Origin of the sequence: Vibrio sp. YT-15 (assembly GCF_033337445.1) — a bacterium.
GTDB classification, from domain to species: Bacteria; Pseudomonadota; Gammaproteobacteria; order Enterobacterales; family Vibrionaceae; genus Vibrio; species Vibrio alginolyticus.
Genome location: NZ_JAWOQR010000004.1, coordinates 193,768 through 212,727, shown reverse-complemented (window position 1 = coordinate 212,727; position 18,960 = coordinate 193,768). Strand labels below are relative to the sequence as shown.

At 46.2% G+C, this 18,960-nt stretch carries 16 protein-coding genes; 5 read left to right on the top strand and 11 right to left on the bottom strand.

Translation table 11 applies throughout. The features are described 5' to 3' along the window. Positions 1-79: 79 nt before the first annotated feature. Positions 80-859 (bottom strand): hypothetical protein, encoded by a 780-nt coding sequence (locus R7D93_RS10085; protein ID WP_005373824.1) that lies wholly within the window; start codon positions 857-859, stop codon positions 80-82. 170 nt (positions 860-1,029) lie between these two features. After that, positions 1,030-3,402, bottom strand: coding sequence for a phosphoenolpyruvate synthase (gene ppsA, locus R7D93_RS10080; protein WP_225496463.1), 2,373 nt, complete (start codon positions 3,400-3,402; stop codon positions 1,030-1,032). Positions 3,403-3,653: 251 nt separating this feature from the next. Here ppsA and R7D93_RS10075 point away from each other — a divergent pair, with 251 nt between their 5' ends. Continuing rightward, positions 3,654-4,490 (top strand): pyruvate, water dikinase regulatory protein, encoded by an 837-nt coding sequence (locus R7D93_RS10075; RefSeq protein WP_005373820.1) that lies wholly within the window; start codon positions 3,654-3,656, stop codon positions 4,488-4,490. A gap of 76 nt (positions 4,491-4,566) precedes the next feature. Here R7D93_RS10075 and ansB read toward each other — a convergent pair whose 3' ends face one another. After that, complete coding sequence (gene ansB / locus R7D93_RS10070) at positions 4,567-5,631, bottom strand: L-asparaginase 2 (RefSeq protein ID WP_213961589.1); 1,065 nt, start codon at positions 5,629-5,631, stop codon at positions 4,567-4,569. A 370-nt stretch (positions 5,632-6,001) separates the two neighbouring features. Then, a complete protein-coding gene (locus R7D93_RS10065; RefSeq protein WP_213891507.1) occupies positions 6,002-7,258 on the bottom strand; it encodes an adenylosuccinate synthase in 1,257 nt (418 codons plus the stop codon). A gap of 105 nt (positions 7,259-7,363) precedes the next feature. Here R7D93_RS10065 and R7D93_RS10060 point away from each other — a divergent pair, with 105 nt between their 5' ends. From R7D93_RS10060 to R7D93_RS10050, 3 genes are all read left to right on the top strand, one after another. Further along, on the top strand, positions 7,364-8,233 hold the full coding sequence (locus R7D93_RS10060) for a LysR family transcriptional regulator (RefSeq protein ID WP_225496461.1): 870 nt from the start codon (positions 7,364-7,366) through the stop codon (positions 8,231-8,233). Between the two features lie 19 nt (positions 8,234-8,252). After that, positions 8,253-8,645 carry a ribosome recycling factor family protein gene (locus R7D93_RS10055; protein ID WP_017819813.1) on the top strand — a complete coding sequence of 131 codons (393 nt, stop codon included), beginning with the start codon at positions 8,253-8,255 and terminating at the stop codon, positions 8,643-8,645. Positions 8,646-8,722: 77 nt separating this feature from the next. Next, positions 8,723-9,337: a LysE family translocator gene (locus R7D93_RS10050; RefSeq protein ID WP_017633575.1), complete on the top strand. Its 615-nt coding sequence runs from the start codon at positions 8,723-8,725 to the stop codon at positions 9,335-9,337. 93 nt (positions 9,338-9,430) lie between these two features. Here R7D93_RS10050 and R7D93_RS10045 read toward each other — a convergent pair whose 3' ends face one another. From R7D93_RS10045 to doeA, 6 genes are all read right to left on the bottom strand, one after another. After that, on the bottom strand, positions 9,431-9,952 hold the full coding sequence (locus R7D93_RS10045) for a DUF2058 domain-containing protein (protein ID WP_054574550.1): 522 nt from the start codon (positions 9,950-9,952) through the stop codon (positions 9,431-9,433). A 172-nt stretch (positions 9,953-10,124) separates the two neighbouring features. Continuing rightward, complete coding sequence (locus tag R7D93_RS10040; protein WP_225496459.1) at positions 10,125-11,528, bottom strand: aspartate aminotransferase family protein; 1,404 nt, start codon at positions 11,526-11,528, stop codon at positions 10,125-10,127. Between the two features lie 41 nt (positions 11,529-11,569). Continuing rightward, a complete protein-coding gene (locus R7D93_RS10035; RefSeq protein ID WP_225496457.1) occupies positions 11,570-13,090 on the bottom strand; it encodes an NAD-dependent succinate-semialdehyde dehydrogenase in 1,521 nt (506 codons plus the stop codon). Positions 13,091-13,245: 155 nt separating this feature from the next. Then, positions 13,246-13,725, bottom strand: a complete 480-nt coding sequence (locus R7D93_RS10030; protein WP_054576150.1) for an Lrp/AsnC family transcriptional regulator — start codon at positions 13,723-13,725, stop codon at positions 13,246-13,248. Positions 13,726-13,848: 123 nt separating this feature from the next. Beyond that, positions 13,849-14,856: a N(2)-acetyl-L-2,4-diaminobutanoate deacetylase DoeB gene (gene doeB / locus R7D93_RS10025; RefSeq protein WP_005373782.1), complete on the bottom strand. Its 1,008-nt coding sequence runs from the start codon at positions 14,854-14,856 to the stop codon at positions 13,849-13,851. Positions 14,857-14,910: 54 nt separating this feature from the next. Next, complete coding sequence (gene doeA, locus R7D93_RS10020; RefSeq protein ID WP_005373780.1) at positions 14,911-16,098, bottom strand: ectoine hydrolase DoeA; 1,188 nt, start codon at positions 16,096-16,098, stop codon at positions 14,911-14,913. A 271-nt stretch (positions 16,099-16,369) separates the two neighbouring features. On the opposite strand from doeA, the gene R7D93_RS10015 reads away from it, so the two are divergent. Next, positions 16,370-17,803, top strand: a complete 1,434-nt coding sequence (locus tag R7D93_RS10015) for a PLP-dependent aminotransferase family protein (RefSeq protein ID WP_080996739.1) — start codon at positions 16,370-16,372, stop codon at positions 17,801-17,803. Between the two features lie 20 nt (positions 17,804-17,823). Here R7D93_RS10015 and R7D93_RS10010 read toward each other — a convergent pair whose 3' ends face one another. Continuing rightward, on the bottom strand, positions 17,824-18,846 hold the full coding sequence (locus tag R7D93_RS10010) for a helix-turn-helix domain-containing protein (RefSeq protein WP_213961034.1): 1,023 nt from the start codon (positions 18,844-18,846) through the stop codon (positions 17,824-17,826). Positions 18,847-18,960: the final 114 nt, after the last annotated feature.

Sequence of the window (18,960 nt, the reverse complement as noted above, 5' to 3'; positions counted from 1 at the left end):
TTTGAGGAATCATATCCCCGTTAACTTATTGATAAGGGTGCATAACAACGGTTTTATTTAAGCGATTAGTTGCTATGCATTACTGCGAGTTAGTGAGCTCTTCGTTAACCCAATATTTAGAACCAGACACGTTAGCATCGATGAGCAAACCTTTAGCGTTCAACTGATAGACGGCGACGCCGCTGTTAAATTGTTTTGAAAGTTGCTCTGAATCTTCGCCCGCAACAGCAGAGGCTTCACTTGTGGCCTCCCATCCTTCGTTGACGAACGTATCAAAGTCTTCTTTGCTCTCAAACAGAACCACTTGTTGGTAAAATTTGCCGCCAGCCCCAAGTGCAACGCCCAAACCAAACATATTCATATAAGTGCGTTCTTCTGTTTCCTTATTCACTGCGACTCCTGACCCTGAGTTGGTGTGAAACAGCAAAGATAATTTACGAGAATCAAAGACCGCGTAGCCGTACGCGTTGTCGTAAATAGCTTTTGCCTCCGGCTTTTCATTAAATAACTTGAGCAAAGCGCTATCTGCCATTAAGTCCACGGCTTGGCGAGCTTCTTCTGGCGTATCGCCTTCCATCAGCTCATCAATTTTTTTGTCGGCAGCATCTATCCATTCTTTGCTTTTCTCGATGCTGGCTTCTGTCCATTCGCCTGCGGTATTGATCGCTTCCTCGGACCAGTTCGTGAAATCTTGCCACGCTTGTTTTGAAAACGCTTTGGTATCGTCCCAAGCATCTTGTGCAGTATCAGAAACTGCGTCGCCAAGCTCAGACATTTTATTGGAAATTTCATCCCAATCGGCATAAGCAGGGGATGCCAGGAGCATCAAAGTAGTAAGGAGTGCGATAGGCTTTTTCATCAAATTCTCTCTGGAGTTATCGATATACCATTCATTTTAGGTCATCAGACTTTGATAATGAAATTGACTAAATGACGAACTTGAGAGAGGAATCACGAACTGATTGTGAAATGACGTGTGAATAACAAAGCCCTCACAAGGGGAGTGTGAGGGCTAGAGTTTATCGTGTGTTACTTGCTGCTAACTTTACCGAGTTTTAACCAAGTATCGATAACCGTATCTGGGTTTAGTGATACAGAGCTAATTCCTTGATCCATTAGCCATTCCGCTAGGTCGTCGTGGTCTGATGGGCCTTGACCACAAATACCAACGTATTTGCCTGCTTTTGTTGCCGCGTCAATCGCCATCTGAAGCATCACCTTAACCGCTGGGTTGCGCTCATCAAATAGATGTGCAACATCGCCAGAGTCACGATCAAGTCCAAGCGTTAGCTGAGTCATGTCGTTTGAGCCAATCGAGAAGCCATCAAAGTACTTCAAGAACTCATCGGCAAGGACCGCGTTGGATGGCAGTTCGCACATCATGATGACTTTAAGACCCTGATCGCCACGGCGCAGATCAAACTTCGCTAGCAAATCAATCACTGATGCTGCTTCGCTTGGTGTACGCACAAATGGGATCATGATTTCAACGTTTTTCAGACCCATTTCGTTACGAACGCGTTTGATTGCATGAGTTTCTAGCTCGAAGCAGTCTTCAAACACTGGAGAAATGTAACGAGACGCGCCACGGAAGCCAAGCATTGGGTTTTCTTCATGCGGTTCGTATGCTTTACCGCCAACCAAGTTGCTGTATTCGTTAGACTTAAAGTCAGACATACGAACAATAACGCGTTTCGGCCAAAATGCCGCAGCAATGGTTGCGATACCTTCTGTCAGTTTGCTTACGTAGAAATCGATAGGATCTTTGTAACCACGAATACGCTGAGTGATTTCTGCTTTTAGCTCATCGCTTTGTGCATCAAAGTTAAGTAATGCTTTCGGGTGGATACCAATCATCTTATTGATGATGAATTCAAGACGAGCAAGACCAACACCTTCATTTGGAATTTGTGCGAAGTCAAACGCACGATCAGGGTTACCCACGTTCATCATCACTTTTGTTGGTAGCAGTGGCAGTTCATCAACAGAAGAGCGTTTTACATCAAATTCAAGTTCACCTTGGTAAACGTAGCCCGTTTCACCTTCAGAACAAGATACGGTCACGGTTGCGCCATCGGTTAACTTGCTTGTCGCATCGCCACAGCCAACGATTGCAGGAATACCAAGCTCACGAGCGATGATGGCAGCGTGGCAAGTACGGCCACCACGGTTGGTTACGATTGCAGATGCTTTTTTCATCACTGGTTCCCAATCTGGGTCAGTCATGTCTGTAACTAGCACGTCACCTTCTTGGACTAGAGACATTTGGTCCAGAGAGTCAACCAAGCGAACCACGCCTTTACCGATGCGCTGACCGATTGCACGACCTTCAACCAAAACATCCGCTTTGTTTTGTAGCTCGTAGCGCTCAATCACGTTTTGTTCCGTTTGTGAACATACGGTTTCAGGACGCGCTTGAACAATGTACAGCTTGCCATCAATGCCATCTTTTGCCCATTCAATGTCCATTGGACGCTGATAGTGCTTTTCGATGATCATTGCTTGTTTTGCGAGCTCTTTGATCTCGTCGTCGTTCAATGAGAACGTGTTGCGCTCTTCATCAGAAGTATCAACGATATCAACTTGTTTGCCGATTTCTTGGTTATCTGAGTAGATCATTTTGATCAACTTAGAACCAAATGTTTTCTTAACGATTGGGTGTTCGCCTGCTTCAAGCATTGGCTTGTGAACGTAGAACTCGTCAGGGTTTACTGCACCTTGAACGACCATCTCGCCTAGACCCCATGAAGAGGTGATGAAGACAACTTGGTCGAAACCCGATTCAGTGTCTAGTGTAAACATAACACCCGACGAGGCTTTATCTGAACGCACCATACGTTGGATCCCCGCAGATAGCGAGATGCCACGGTGGTCGAACCCTTGGTGAACGCGGTAAGAAATCGCACGGTCGTTAAATAGAGAAGCGTAAACGTGCTTAGTTGCTTCTAGTACTGCGTCGATGCCTTTCACGTTCAAAAACGTTTCTTGCTGACCAGCAAAAGAAGCATCAGGTAGGTCTTCTGCCGTAGCAGATGAACGAACTGCGACTGAAAGCTCAGGATTGCCTTCGATCAGTTCTTGGTAATTTTCACGAATTTCTTGTTCAAGGTCCGCAGGGAAAGGGGCCTCTAATACCCATTGACGAATGTTTGCACCTGTCTTACGCAGAGCTTCTACATCTTCAACGTCTAGTTCATCGAGTAATTGGTGAATACGCTCATCCAAACCTTCGTGGTCAAGGAATTGGTTAAACGCGTATGAGGTTGTCGCAAAACCATTTGGTACAGAAACGCCTGCGTTTGCTAGGTTAGAAACCATTTCGCCAAGTGAAGCATTCTTACCGCCGACTTTGTCGACATCATCCATGGATAGGCCATTGAACCAGAGGGTGTTCTTTTGCATGTCTTTCTCCAGAAACATTGCAGCTTAGTAGGGGGACTTAAATCGATCTAAACAATCGCATGTTGGCTGTTATTACACGTTGACCATACATTGCTTCATTTAGATTGATATCAAAGGCAAACGATTACGTTCTGGCTGAAAAAAATTCAAAAGAATTTTTAAAGCTGTGGTGAACCTAACTGAAAGCCAAACTGATTTATTAATATTATGTGTACCATCCTACTCAAAAGATTTTGAAAAATTAAACAGAAATGCAAATAAATAACCAAAGTCGTGATGTATTCTATGTTTCTGACGGTACGGCGATAACATGTGAGACATTAGGGCATGTTGTTCTCGGTCAATTTCCGTTCATTCCTAACGAAAAAACCTTTCCGTTTGTAGAAAGCCAGGACAAAGCTACTGACGTAGTCAAAGAAATTGAAACTTCCTACCAGCGCAATGGCGTCAAACCTCTGGTCTTTTTCTCAATTGTCGTTCCAGAAGTACGTGAAATGCTGCTTGAAGCGCCGGCATACAGTTACGATGTGTTGGAGAGTATTGTGCAGAAAGTGCAAGACGACATTCAGATGGCACCAAAGCCTAAGTTGCAGCGTTCTCGCAGTGTGGGGAAAGATTCCGACACCTATTTTGACCGTATTGCGGCTATTGAATACACATTGGCGCATGATGATGGCATCACGCTAAAAGGGTTGGAACAAGCCGATATTATCCTGCTGGGAGTATCGCGCAGCGGAAAAACGCCGACTAGCTTGTACATGGCGATGCAATTTGGTTTACGTGTTGTGAACTATCCGTTCATTGCGGAAGATGTGAAGATGATGCGTTTGTTGCCTGAATTTGAGATCCATCGTCATAAGTTGTTCGGGCTGACTATTGATCCCGAGCGCTTGACTGAAATCCGTGAAAATCGTTTGTCTGGAAGTGATTACGCTAGCACAGAGCAGTGCAAGCTGGAGCTAGACACTGTTGAGGCGTTGTTTAGAAGAGAGGCGATCCCATATATCAATACGTCCTCTCTGTCTGTTGAGGAAATTACTACGCGTATTCTGGAAAAAGCAGGAATGAAGCGTCGCTTGTTTGGCTAACAAGAGACGCTCATGTCGCTATGTGTAAGAGGAGGTAAGATGTATACCTCTTCTATCGAATGAACCTTAGACAGAATTAATAGTATTGGAACATCTTTTGGATGTCTTGATAGTTTTTGGTCTGAGTTAGTGACAGCATCAGTAAGATACGTGCTTTTTGTGGGTTCAATGTACCAGCGGCAACAAAGCCGTATTTGTTGTCATCAATTTCAGCATCCAAAGTGGTTGAGCCGCTAGGCGTTCGGGAGCTTCTTACAACAACAACGCCATCTTTACTCGCTTTCTCTAGCTCATCAAACACAGTGTGGTACAAGTTACCATTACCGACACCAGCACTTACGATGCCGTCAAACTTCGCATCCACAAAGGCTTTCACTGGCAAATTGGAGGCATTTGCATAGTTATAAACAATACCGACCTTAGGCAACTTAGTAAGCTTTGATACATCGAATGGGGTTTCTGTCGTATGTTTACGCTCTGGGCTTCGTTGATATTTGGCATCGCTATTATGAATGTAGCCGATAGCACCAAAGTTGGGTGACTGGAAAGTGCTGACGGAGGTTGTATTGGTTTTTGTCACATCTCGCGCATCGAAAATCGTGTCATTCATTGCGACTAGCACGCCACGTCCTTCTGAATCTTCATCGGTGGCTGTTACGACTGCATTGTATAAGTTGACTGGTCCATCAGCACTCATTGCGGTGGAAGGACGCATTGCACCAACGATCACGACAGGCTTTGTGCTCTTGACGGTCAGATCAAGGAAGTAAGCGGTTTCCTCTAACGTATCCGTACCATGAGTAATGACGATGCCGTCAACATCATCTTGAGCGAGTAGCTCATTAACTCTTTTCGATAATTTTAGCCACACTTCATCATTCATATCTTGTGAACCGATACTGACCACTTGCTCTCCAGAAATATCGGCAATCTTGGTCATACTCGGCACCGCAGAAATCAATGATTCAACGCCGACTTTACCTGCTGTGTAGTTTGACTCGGTTGCAGATTGACCTGCGCCTGCAATGGTGCCGCCAGTGGCAAGAATTTTAATGTTCGGAAGATCGGATTGCGCGAAAGACAAAGAACTAAGGCACAAACCAAGGGTTATCGTACTGAGGCGGAAAAGATTTTTCGTCATGGGAATCACCTGCTGTTAGGTTGGATGTTGGGGAACTCATCTATCCTAAAAACAGCGGGTTAGATTTTTTGAGTACTAGTTCAACAAATTGCAGATGAAGATCGTGATCAACTAATCACTTAAAGAATATCAAATCAACCAGTTAACCTAATTGACGTGCTTCTTTAACAAGTGAGATGTGCTAGTAACGTGCACAACGTGTTAAGTCCTATAATTTATTGATTTATAAATAAAGGAGGTAGGAGTCTCGTGATGAGGTTATTAAACATGAATTTAGCCGTGCAATTTTCCAAAGTTTACAGTGTAAAAAAAAGCGGCTTTACCCCGGAACAGATAAAAGCCGCTTGCCAATGATGTGTTAATTCACATCTTATCGCATAATCATTTGTTCACGACCAGGACCCACAGACACCATTTTTACTGGTACGCCCATGAGTTCCTCAATGCGTAGAACGTATTTCTGTGCTGCTACTGGAAGCTCTTCAAACTTACGACAACCTGTGATGTCCTCGCTCCAGCTTTCCATCTTCTCGTAGATTGGCGCAAGAGAGGCAGTTTGAGGCCAGATTGGGTTTTCGCTGTGGTCGCCTTCGTAGCCAACACAGATTTTCAGATCGTTAAGGCCAGTCAAACAGTCTACTTTCGTTAGTGCAATTTCAGTTGCGGCTTGCAGTTCAACGCCATTTTTCGTAGCGACTGCGTCGAAGTAGCCCATGTCGCGTGGACGACCGGTAGTTGCACCGAACTCGCCAGCAAGTTCGCGGAAAGCGTCTTGCTCTTCCATTGCAGTGATCAACGTACCAGTACCCACTGATGAGCTGAAGGCTTTTGCAACCGCAATAACGCGTTCAGGACGAAGTGCCGGAAGGCCACTACCGATACCCGCGTACATTGATACAACGTTAGAAGATGTTGTCCAAGGGTACTCACCGTAAACAAGGTCACGACCCGCGCCAAGCTGCGCTTCGAACAATAGAGTTTTGTCTTTCGCTTGTAGTTCTTTTAGAGGAAGCGTTACGTTGCAAATTGAATCGCGCCAAGGTGCAGAGACTTCTAGCAGCCAGTTCGCCAGTTCTTCAGCGGTTTGTTCAAACTCGAACGTTGGGTAAAGTGCACGCAGTTGCGGCAGTTTCCAATCCATCATGAATTGAAGGCGTTCAACCAATACTTCTGGTTGCTTCAACCAACCAACTAGGATGCCTTTCTTCATTACGCGGTCACCGTACGCAGGTGCAATACCTTGACGAGTTGAACCGTATGCTTTGTCGCCTAAACGTTGTTCTTCTAGCGCATCTTCTAGTGCGTGTAGAGGTAGACACAGTGTTGCGCGATCAGAGATGCACATATTCACTTTTACGCCCGCTTCTTCAACTTCCGCAATCTCCTGAGACAGCAACGCAGGGCTGATAACCATACCCGGACCTAACACTGCCAAACAGTCAGGGTTGAATACGCCACTTGGAAGCTGGTGCAGCTTGAACGTACCTAGATCGTTAACCACGGTGTGACCCGCGTTGTTACCACCTTGGAAACGAATGCTCGCAGAAGCTTGCTCTGCCAAAAAGTCAACGATGCGGCCTTTGCCTTCATCACCCCAGTTTGCACCCACAACAACGATAGACGACATAATTTAATCTCCAAAAACAGATGCAAAAATCTTAAGGTGTTCGCCATAATAAGAGAAATTAATTATACTCATTAACTTGATAAGAATCTCATATCGGAATTGGCAATGTTAGATTTGAACTGGCTGCGAACCTTCGTAACTCTTGCAGAGGTAAAACACTTTGGTAAAACAGCGATGGAACTCCACATGACACAGCCGAACGTAAGTTTGCATATCAAGCAGTTGGAGCAAGCCACGCGCACGAAATTGATTGAGCGAAATCCTGTGCAGTTGACGCAAGCGGGGAAGCGTTTGTTAGCTACGGCGCAGCGGATGCTCAATGAGCTGCAAATTTGTCAGTCGGATCTCAATGCCATCAACGATCTTACGCAGGGGACGCTTTCTATTGCGGCGAGCGATATTGTTTCACGTTTACTGCTTATCAAACCATTTCAGCAATTCAAAAGTGAATATCCGGGGATCGACTTGGCATTGTTCAACACCACATCTTCTCAAGCGGTGGATTTGGTGAAAAGTGCGCGTGCCGATATCGGCTTTGTTATCGCACAAAAAGAGAGTCAACCGCTGCATTTTACGCCTCTCACGCAGATTCACTGGTGTGCGTTTGGCGATAACATTTTTGAGTGGCAAGACAATCGAAAAGAGAGCCAGACGCTGATCCTGCTAGGGCACGATACTCGAACCCGAGAGCTGATTGATGCGTCTTTACCTGAACTAAATCTGCCTAAGCATCGCGTGATGGAAGTGGGCAGTGTGGAAGCACAAATCGACTGGGCGGAAGCGGGGTTTGGGACTGCTATTGTGCCGGATTTCTCGCTCGATCCGAGATTAAAGCTTTCTCGTGAAGTTACGCCTTTGCCAAGTTTTCCAAACACTGATTTCGGCTACATCGTGCGTCAAAATCAGGTGTTATCCAAAGCGGCAAAACAGTTGTTGGTTTGGGTTGGCGAGAATGTGTCGGTGGTTGAGGGCTGAGACGATGAAAGAAAAGGCCATGAAAGAGACGAAGATTACGATTTCGCTCCCATCCTTGATTCACCGTATTGGGGGCGACCATGCCAAGCGAGCGAAAACACTCGCAGCAGAAAAACAGTGCGATCTTAAGCGAATTAGACGATCTCGTCACTGGCAAATCTCGGGCGAGGCTTTGGATGTAAAAGCGTTTTTAGAGCATCTCAAAAATGAAGAAGCAGAGACGATGCGATTTGCGATCAACAAAATCGAACAAGCTCTACTTGCTCACCAAGACAAATTGGAACCTTTGGACGTGAAGTTGATACGTTTGGTGAGACAAAACCCAAACATCACCTTAGCGGAGCTGATGGCTGAAACGAACTGCACGTTAGTTCAAGCTCGCACGGCACGATTTGATGCTGAGTTGCTTTAAGATTGGTTTGTGGTTTACTCACTTTATTAACAGATGTTAGGGTACCGATCAATATCACTCACTAAGACCATTTTATTATGGATATTTGGCAGCTTCTCCTTTTTATTCCTGCTTGCTTCGCTCTAAATATGGCTCCAGGCCCAAACAATTTATTGGCAATGAATAATGCGCGTTGTTACGGCTTTAGGGCCGCGTTTACGGCCAGTTTAGGCAGAATTGCCGCTTTTTCAGCAATGATTGCGTTGTCTGCATCAGGTCTGGCTGTGATTTTGTATACGTCAGAAATGCTATTTTTGGCAATAAAGCTGGTAGGGGCGCTGTATCTACTGTGGATTGCGTTCAACCTTTGGCGTTCAGAGTCCAGTCCGATCTCTGACTTGGACAATTCGCGCAATTACGCAGGACTTGCGAAGCAAGAATTTACGCTTGCTGCTGGCAACCCGAAAGCGATTCTTATTTTTACTGCATTCTTGCCGCAATTTGTTGATGCCAATGCCAACGTTCAAGAGCAGTTTTTTGCCCTTGGCTCGACGTTTTTGATATTAGAAATGGTCGCCATTTCAATCTATGCCATCTTTGGTTTGTACTTGAGACACTGGTTTTCAAATCCAAAAATGGCGAAACGTTTCAATCGCGGATGTTCGTTGTTTTTAGCTGCATCAGGTGCGAATTTGCTTCTAAGTAAGCAATAACAAAACATCATCTCTGTAGATTATTTTTCTATAAAAAAAGCCGCTGATGTTACATTAGCGGCTCTTTTCGTTGATGTATCGATTAATTTATTGTTACCACATCAAATCGTCAGGCACGACGAAATCTGCGTATGGATCGTCTTCTGCTGGAATGTCCGATTCAGGTTCTTTTTGTTCGATGATTACGGACTCATCACGTTGAGTAATTTTATTCGCTACTCCACGTGGAATGACAACATAGCTTTCACCAACAATTGCGATTGCCAAAATACCTTTGATCAACTGCTCGCGGATAAGTGAATCTACATAAAGTGATTTCACTAGCGTACCGTGAGTGAAGTTGTATTTGATGTCGCCATCTTTTAAGTCGATCTTGTTCATCTCAATCAATTGATTGATCTGCGCTTTGATCTCTTTATTTAATCGCTCAGCATTTTGTTGCTCGCTCAATTGTTTATCACGCTCTAACTGTTGGCGTTTATTCTCTTCAACCGCCGCTTTTACTTCGCGTGCTTGAACGCGTGATTTTTTAGAGCCTTTCTTCGCTTTCTTTAGTTTCTTTTCATTAACTAAGCCAGCTTTCAGCATTTGTTCTTGAAGGGTAAGTTTTGCCATGTTTTATCCAGTTAGTGCGCAATTTTGGGCATTTTACCCACTATTGCCACTTGTAGTAAATAATAGTGCTTTCTATGGGTCTAAAATGTTTGGTTGGCTTGTTATCTCTTTAATGGAAAGTGCAAAGCGGGCCTTCTCCAAAGCCCGCGAGCATTACTGAAATCTAGGTGGGTTATGGTTGCCACTGTTTAGATGTGACGAGGTTATCCATCACTTTGTTTACCGCTTGATGCGCTTTGTCGACAATGGTGTCTATATCGTTACGATTTGCGATAAGCGGTGGAGCAAAACCGAGGATGTCACCATGTGGCATGGCGCGAGCGATTAAGCCTTGCTCTAAACACGCCGCCGCGATTTGCGGGCCTACTTTCAAGTTTGGATCAAAGTGTGCTCGGCAAAGTTTGTCTGAAGAAAACTCCAACGCATGCAACAAGCCAACGCCACGAGTATCACCGACTAATGGATGATCGTTAAACGTCTCTGCCATACGTTGCTGCAAGTAAGCGCCGACTTCGGCCGCGTTTTGCACTAAGCCTTCACGTTCAATGATATCGAGGTTGCAGTTCGCGGCTGCCGCTCCCATTGGGTGACCAGAGTAGGTATAACCGTGTCCGATAGCGCCCCATTGGTCCGTGCCGTTTTCTAGCACACTCCAAACTCGTTCACCGACGATCACGCCAGACAGCGGTTGATACGCTGAGGTTAACCCTTTCGCTACCGTGATGAGATCCGGTTTCATGTCGTAATGGAGTGAGCCAAAATCGGAGCCGAGGCGACCAAAGCCACACACCACTTCATCCGCAATCAAGAGCACATCGTATTTGTCGAGCACTTTGCGAATCGCCTGCCAGTACCCTGCTGGTGGTGGCACAATACCGCCAGTACCGAGCACTGGTTCTGCAATCATTGCTGCTATCGTTTCTGGGCCTTCTTCCAAGATCATCGCTTCGAGTTGATCTGCGCAATATTGAGAGAATTCAAGCTCAGACATACTCTCGTCTTCACGGCGATAATAATATGGCGCGATGGTGTGTTTGATACGCTCAAGTGGTAAATCAAAATGGGCGTGGAACAGCGGCAAACCTGTCATTGAACCGGACGCGATACTTGAACCATGGTAGCCGCGGTCACGCGAAATGATTTTTTTCTTCTCTGGTAGACCACGAGCATTGTTGTAATACCATACCAACTTAAGTTGAGTTTCGTTCGCGTCGCTGCCTGACATGCCGTAGTAAACTTTGCTCATGCCTTCAGGCGCCATTTTGATGATGCGATCTGACAGTGTCACGAGCGCTTCGTTCGTATGACCGACGTACGTGTGGTAGTACGCCAGTTCTTTGGCTTGCTCATAAATCGCATCGGCCATTTCGGTCCTGCCATAGCCAATGTTTACACAATACAACCCGGCAAAGCCGTCTATCAGCTCGATGCCTTCTGAATCGGTGATGCGTATTCCGCTTCCGCTCGAGATAATTCTTCCCGGAAGCTCCCCGGCCGCATACTGCTTTAGGTGGGTTGAGGCATGAAATACTCTCTGACGATCGATCTCTAAAAGTTGTTGGGTTTTGTTACTCATGATCCTTCTCCTCGAATAATTGGATATCCATATTTCGTGTCTCAACTGCCACTGACGGTTGGTAAAGCGCCTAAGCAGCAGTATTTGATTTCGCTGTATTCTTCAAATCCGTGACGGCTTCCTTCTCGTCCAAGACCAGACTGTTTCACGCCGCCGAATGGGATAGGGTGCCCTGTCATTTTGACGGAGTTCACGCTCACCATGCCAAACTCCAAACCGCGCATGCAGTGCCAAATTTGGTGGATATCGTGACCATAAACATAGGCAGCTAAGCCGTATTCAGTGTCGTTGCTCATTTCAATCACGGTATCTAAGTCTTGGTAAGGCAATACGCCTGCCACAGGACAAAAATTCTCTTCGCGATACACCGCCATTTCAGGGGTTACATCGGCTAGCAATGTCGGCGCGAAGAAGTTTTCGCCTGGTACGGGCTGGTGGTATCCCGCTACCAATCGCGCGCCTTTGTCGAGCGCGTCACGCACCAAATCATGCGCTTTATCCACCGCAGTGCGATTAATAAGTGGTCCCATGGTGGTTTTTTCGTCTAAGCCATTGCCCAAAACGATGTGGCTCATTTCTTTGGCAAATGCTTCCAAAAACGCTTCGTACTTATCGTTAGGGACGAAAATACGGTTTGCGGCCAAGCAGTCTTGTCCTGCGGTTTGAAACTTCGCATCCACGGCGGCTTTGGCTGCTTGCTCGACATCCATATCTGGCAGCACGATGAAAGGGGCGTTACCACCGAGTTCCATACTGCACTTCTTCACGGTTTGTGCCGCGTCGCGTAGCAATAGTTTGCCTACTCGAGTTGAGCCTGTGAACGAGAGCGCTTTGACTTTATCGGAGTGACACAAGGTTTGTGACACCATCACCGCATCGCCAGTGATCACGTTAAACACACCAGGTGGAAAGCCAGCTCGATCTGCTAACTCTGCCAACGCTAACGCAGAAAAAGGCGTTTCACTGGCTGGCTTAATGAGCACCGGACAGCCTATTGCTAGTGCGGCTGCGGCTTTGCGTGTGATCATGGCATTAGGAAAGTTCCATGGCGTAATCAGTGCTGCGACACCAATTGGCTCGCGCACCGTTGATAGCTGCGCATTCGGAATATGACTTGGGATGGTTTCGCCATAACAGCGGCGTGATTCTTCGGCAAACCAACGAACAAAGGATGCGCCGTAGTCAATCTCACCTACAGCATCACCTAGTGTTTTTCCTTGCTCCATCACCATCAAATGAGCAAGATCTTGCTTTGATTCTAGAATCAGGTCGTGCCAACGCATGAGAATTTCAGCGCGCTCTTCTGCTTGCATTTTTCGCCATTGACGAAAGGCTTGGTCGGCTTCATCAATCGCTTGATAGAGTTGTTGCTGAGATAGCTTAGTGATGTAACCGATGACCGTGCCATCTGCTGGATTATCCACCGGATGAAATTGATCACCACTTACCCATTTGCCATTTACGTACGCTAAACCTCTCACCAAACGTACGTCTTTCATTATCGCCATCATGTCGTGCGAGGCTTTTAATTCCTCTGCATGTAAGCTGTGCAGTGCTGTCATGAGTCCTTCTCCCAGCATCGTTGTCCATAATGAAACTGTAATGGAGAAGTGACCGAAATAATTTCTGATACCGAGGTTTAAAACGTCAGAACTTTCTTTTTAGTGCCGTTAAATATGGTGTTTTTTCTGTTCACGTCTGATGCGCATTTTCCCTTTTATAACAAAGCGTTTTGGTTTACTTCGAATGTGCCCGCATCACGTTTGATTGTTTTTGTCACAATGTAAGTAAAGTAGCGCTCAATGCCCACATCTGAGTCTAACCAGTTGTCGATAAGCCGCTGATATTGGTCGATATCTTCTGACTGAATTTTAAGGATGTAATCGACACCACCGCCCGTGGCATAGCAATCAGTGACTTCTGGTGAATGTTGAACCAGTTGCTCGAAGCGTTTGAACGCTTGGGCGTTGTGTTCTTTGAGCGTAACTTCAACCATAACCGACGTTCGTTTGAACAAAATATCGGTATTTACTCTTGCTCCGTAGCCTTCAATGATGCCTGCTTCTTCCAGTTTTTTGACGCGCTCCCAGCAAGGGCTCACGGATAGGTTGATGGCCTCGGCAAGGTGAGATTTGGTGATACGACCATTATCATGAAGTATTTGTAGAATTTTTACGTCGTAGCGATCGAGGCGCATTATGAGTCTCCCTGTTGAATACTAATCATTTCATAAAGGCTGATGACTGGTCGCTGTTATAAGGTGCTTTCCAGTTTGCTTCTGGTATGCCATTTGTTTTGATTTCTTTAGTTGGCTTTTCAATCAGCCTATCTCGCCGCAGTCTTCGGCTATAACTGCGATAGTGTCACCGATATTCACCATAGCAGGAAAACGACGTGCCGCGAAAATACCATTGCGCTGTGACTTGTACTCAACGGGGGCGGTACCTGTGCGCTCGGTCGAGAAGATTCTCACTAATACATCTCCCTTTTTGACGGTATCGCCAAGATCAAATAAGTATTCTGTGATGCCGTGGTGCTGGCTTTGCACATAACAACTTGCATCAGGCATATCTAATAACTTAGTTGGTTGGGTTGGTTGTTCGTAGTCACCGGGCAAGTTGCCTGAGAAGCGCAAGAAGTTGCGAATGCCACGGTCGGAATAAGCGATGGTTTCTGGAGTGCTGGTTCCGCCTCCTCTGAGTTCGGTGGTAACAAAGATTTTTCCCTGAGACTCCACGGCAGTGTCATACAGGCTGGTGGCGTCCATTTCGAGCAAGATCATGGTGTAAGGTGCGCCAAACAGTTTTGCACCTAATATGCAGGCTTCTTCTTGATCGAGATTGTCGAGACGATGGGCAGCGGCGAACGGCACGATATCTAACGTTTTACCACCTGAGTGAATGTCTAACGCAAAATCGCACTTAGGAACTAGGTAACGAGTAAAATAATCCGCAATTTTCTCGGTCACTGTGCCTATGGGGTTGCCGGGAAAGCTGCGATTTAAATTCCCTTTATCGATAAACGACGTACGTGAGGCATTTTGTACCGCAGGTAAGTTCATCATGGGTACAATAATGACACGACCTTGGATTTGATCTGCCTGAAGCGAGTTCGTCAATTTTAGCAGGCTGGTGATGCCTTCGTATTCGTCTCCGTGATTACCGCCAGTAAGCAGTGCGGTTGGTCCGTGACCATTTTTGATCACGGTGATAGGTATCATAATACTTCCCCAAGCGGAGTCGTCATGTGAATAGGGCAGCGTTAAAAAGCCGTGCTGTACACCTTCTCGGTCAAAGTCTATGGTGGCTGTGATCGAGCTTTTTTGCATATCAAGTCCTTTTAGTTCTCAGACCTAGCTCAACAGAGCCTGAGGTTTGAAAAATTAGTGTTTAACAAATAAGTGGCGTGGAAAGTCACACAGCGTTTTTGCTCCATCATGGGTAATGACGATACTTTCCGTTGTTTCTAACCCCCAATCTTTGAACCACAGCCCCGGCATAAAATGGAATGTCATGCCTTCTCTCAAGATGGTTTTATCGGTGTCTCGCAAACTCATGGTTCGTTCCCCCCAATCTGGCGGGTAGCTCAAACCTATTGGATAGCCACAACGGGCGCCTTCGCGTGAGAATCCCGCTTTATCGAGAACCTGGTTTAGTGCATTGGCGATGTCGGCGCAGGTATTTCCGGGCTTTGCCACTTTTAGGCCTGCTTCAAGTCCTAAAGTTAGGGCTTCGTCGGCTCGTTTGAACTTGTCGTCAGGCTCGCCAAGAAAAATAGTGCGTGAGAGTGGGCAATGGTAACGTCGGTGCGCACCTGCGATTTCAAAAAACGTCCCTTCGCCTTTCTTGAAGGGTCTGTCATCCCAAGTCAGGTGAGGTGCGGAAGCATCAGAACCTGATGGCAAAAGCGGCACAATCGCGGTGTAATCGCCAAAGTGGTCTTCATGCCCGAGCACGGCTTGGCGGTTAATCTCGGCAACAAGGTGGTGTTTCGGTAATCCTGGTTCAATCATGTCGAACGCGACGCGGTGCATATTTTCAACAATGCGAGCGGCACGGTACATGTACGCCAGTTCTTGATCGGATTTAACGGCGCGGCACCAGTTGACTAGTCCGGTTGCATCGAGAAGTTGAGCATTCGGTAGGTGCGTAGTGAGTGATTCGTAAGCGGTGGCGCTAAAGTAATAGTTATCTTTTTCTACGCCGATACGACCACGATCCCAAAGGCGCGGAGCCAGTACGGCTTCGACTAGGAAATCCATCGGGTGTAACGGTGGGTTCATTACATAATGGTCTGGATAGTAGGTAATGTTTTCTGCCGACATATACGCAGTCCTGTATGCTCCGTTGGCATCTTGGCAGCGTCCAAACCAAACAGGTTCATCAGATGGACCAACAACGACACATTGTGGCACGTAAAAAGACCACCCATCATAGCCTGTCAGCCACGCCATGTTAGAAGGGTCATGAATGATAAGGACATCCAATTCTCTTTCTTCCATCGATTGCCGAACTTTCGTTAACCGATCCTGGAACTCATCCAGTGTAAAATGCAAAGCAACGCCTCTCATATTTTCTCCTTGTTAGAAATCCGACGCCTTATGGGCCTTCGGAGACGCTGAGGTATTTCTACCTTCTACCAGCTAGCCAGATCTGCGTTAAAAATGATTGCAATTTACCTCTGGGGTTGTATTTGGATTGAACGATGCTGTTTAACATGTTTGTTTAACCCATACATTTCATGTCAATCATTACAATTGTGGTTTATTTTTGTGCATTTTACCTCGTTTTGTGAGTTAAAGTTCGCCATTTGTTAAACGGAAGTTACAATGAGCGTTAAAAATGAATCAATTAAAATATTGTGTCATGACAATTTCTTTGAACCCGATCATTCGGCCAGGCACCGCTAAATACATCTCCATTGGTAACTATCTTGTCGAATGTGTCCGCAGTGGTTATCTAAAACCGGGGACTCGATTACCCACACATCGTGAGTTTGCAGAGCAAATTGGCGTCAGCGTACAAACGGTGAGCCATGCATATGGTTATGCAGAGAAAAAAGGGGCGATCGAGTCTTGGGTTGGGAATGGTACTTTTGTCAAATCAGGTTTTGTGGATGAAAGTACGGACACGGAGTTCATGCTGACACAAGAGATGAAAGAAACGCCGGATGAAATTGATATGTCGATTGCACATCCAGTGGTGACCGATCGCCACATTACGCTTTTTAATCAGGCGTTAATGGAGATTGCTGGGCAAACAAACAATCGTGGTTTGATCAGTAAAGCAAAGCCGGTAACAGGTCAGCCTCATCATATTGAGTCAGGAGCACGATTTCTAAGTAGCCAAGGGTTGGATGTGGGTGCCGATCAAATATTACTCACAAATGGCGCATGCCATGGTTTAACGTTGGCTTTAAGCACAGTTGTTGAACACGGCGATTTAGTTGCTTGTGGTCACTTGGTTGATCATGGCTTGATCTCTCGCTCGAGAATGCTTGGATTTAAGTTGCAACCACTTGAAATGGATGAGTTTGGTATAACGCCGGATGCATTTGAATGGGCATGTAAACACAAACCAATCAAGGTATTGTGTTGCACACCGAGCATGGCTAACCCGACTAGTGCGCATATGGATGTTGAACGCCGAGAGGCGATAGCGAATATTGCGCAGCAATACGACATCTATGTAATTGAAGATGACGTGTATGGAGCACTAGAACCTAACCGTGTCCCACCCCTTGCCACATTGTTACCCGAACAAGCTTTCTATGTCACCAGTTTAACCAAAGTTGTAGCGCCAGGCATGCGCACTGGCTATCTGACGGTCCCACGTCATTTTTTGCAGCACGCGATTGGTCGTTTAGCGGCAACGAGTTGGTCTGCGACTCCATTACCATTTGAAGTTGCTCATTTGTGGATCGAAAACGGTACGTTAAATCGACTTATTCGCTTTCAAGTCAATGAGTTTGCCAAGCGACAGCGAATAGCAAAAGCCGCTTTAGAAGGGCATGTTTATAGCTCGCACCCGAATGGACAGCACATTTGGTTGAGACTACCCGAGCAGTGGAATAGCGATGACCTGGTTGCTTCGGCAAAGCGTTCAGGGGTGCAGATCACGGGATATAAACCGTTTGTTCTCGATACTAATCAGCCAATGCCTTACGTGCGAATCAGCTTGGGAGCAGAAACAAACCGAGGCTACATCAAACACGGGTTATCTGTGATTGCTGAAATTCTCGATACCAACCCTCCCACCTCACACTTTTTGGTTTGAACGATAGGTTATTTATGCTTTTAACTGATGGGCTTAAACGTTTGTAACTGAGTTTTTTCTTGTCGCCATTGCCTTGGCGATTTTCCCGTCCAGCGACGAAAGTGGCGGCTGAAGACCGCAGTTTCTGCATAGCCCAGTTGCAACGCGATATCGGTAATACTCTGAATATTCTCATGCAATCGCTGTTCGGCGAAATCCTGACGCACTTGTTGTAAAAGCTGCCGATAATTTGTGCCCTGTTGTTTCAGCTTGTTTTGCAGCATTCTCGGATGCAGATCCAATGCTCTTGCAACGCGCTCAACGCTGCATTCTCCGGTTGAGAGCAGACGGCCAATCATGTTTGCTGCTTGGTCACTGAGATTGTTGGGGTAACGGGTTTGCAGCTCTTTGAGGTGCTGTTGAAAATGGCGCTCCAGTGCGTCTTCATCTTGGTGGTTCTTAGCGTTAAGCAGAGTCGCTTTAAGTAGGATACCGTCAAACTTATCACCGAAACGCAGTTTGTTCTGCTGGGCAAACTTGCTTTTTTCTACTTCCAATGTTGCGTGTTGAGTCAAATGTAGCGCGAAGTGACTTGCTTCAATATCAAGTAAGCTCGCAACAAACATCGCCAGATGCGACACACTGAGCTGCATCAACTGCGCGATACCTCGTTCGCTGTGCACATCAATATTGAGCGACAACCGTACCCAATCATCTTGTGGCGTCATGTTGAGAGTTACCCCTGACGAATGTAGATAGAGAAAATCATTCACCCGCGCCAAGGCATCACCGACCGTTTCCGCTCGAGAAACCAACATCGGCAAATCGCCTAAACTTTGCAGGTTTTGGCGCTCGGCGAGTAACGCACCAAACAACTGTTGCTTACAACGAGCAGCCGCTTCTTCCAGTAATTCAGCCAACCTAGGGTAGGCGAGATAGATATCGGGATCGCGAAACTGCGCGGCAGACAGGCCAACAGCGGCCATTATCTCTTGCGGATTCTGCCCCAGTTCGGAAACCAAGCTATCAAATTTATCGGCAGCGCCACTTCGTACGATATACATGTCTCGATTTTAAAATGTTAATAGGTTGTAAATCGCAATGTATCAAATTTACTTCGCAAAAGGTCAAGTGAGTGTCAGTGAGTTGATCTAGGTTACATTTTGATAACAACAACG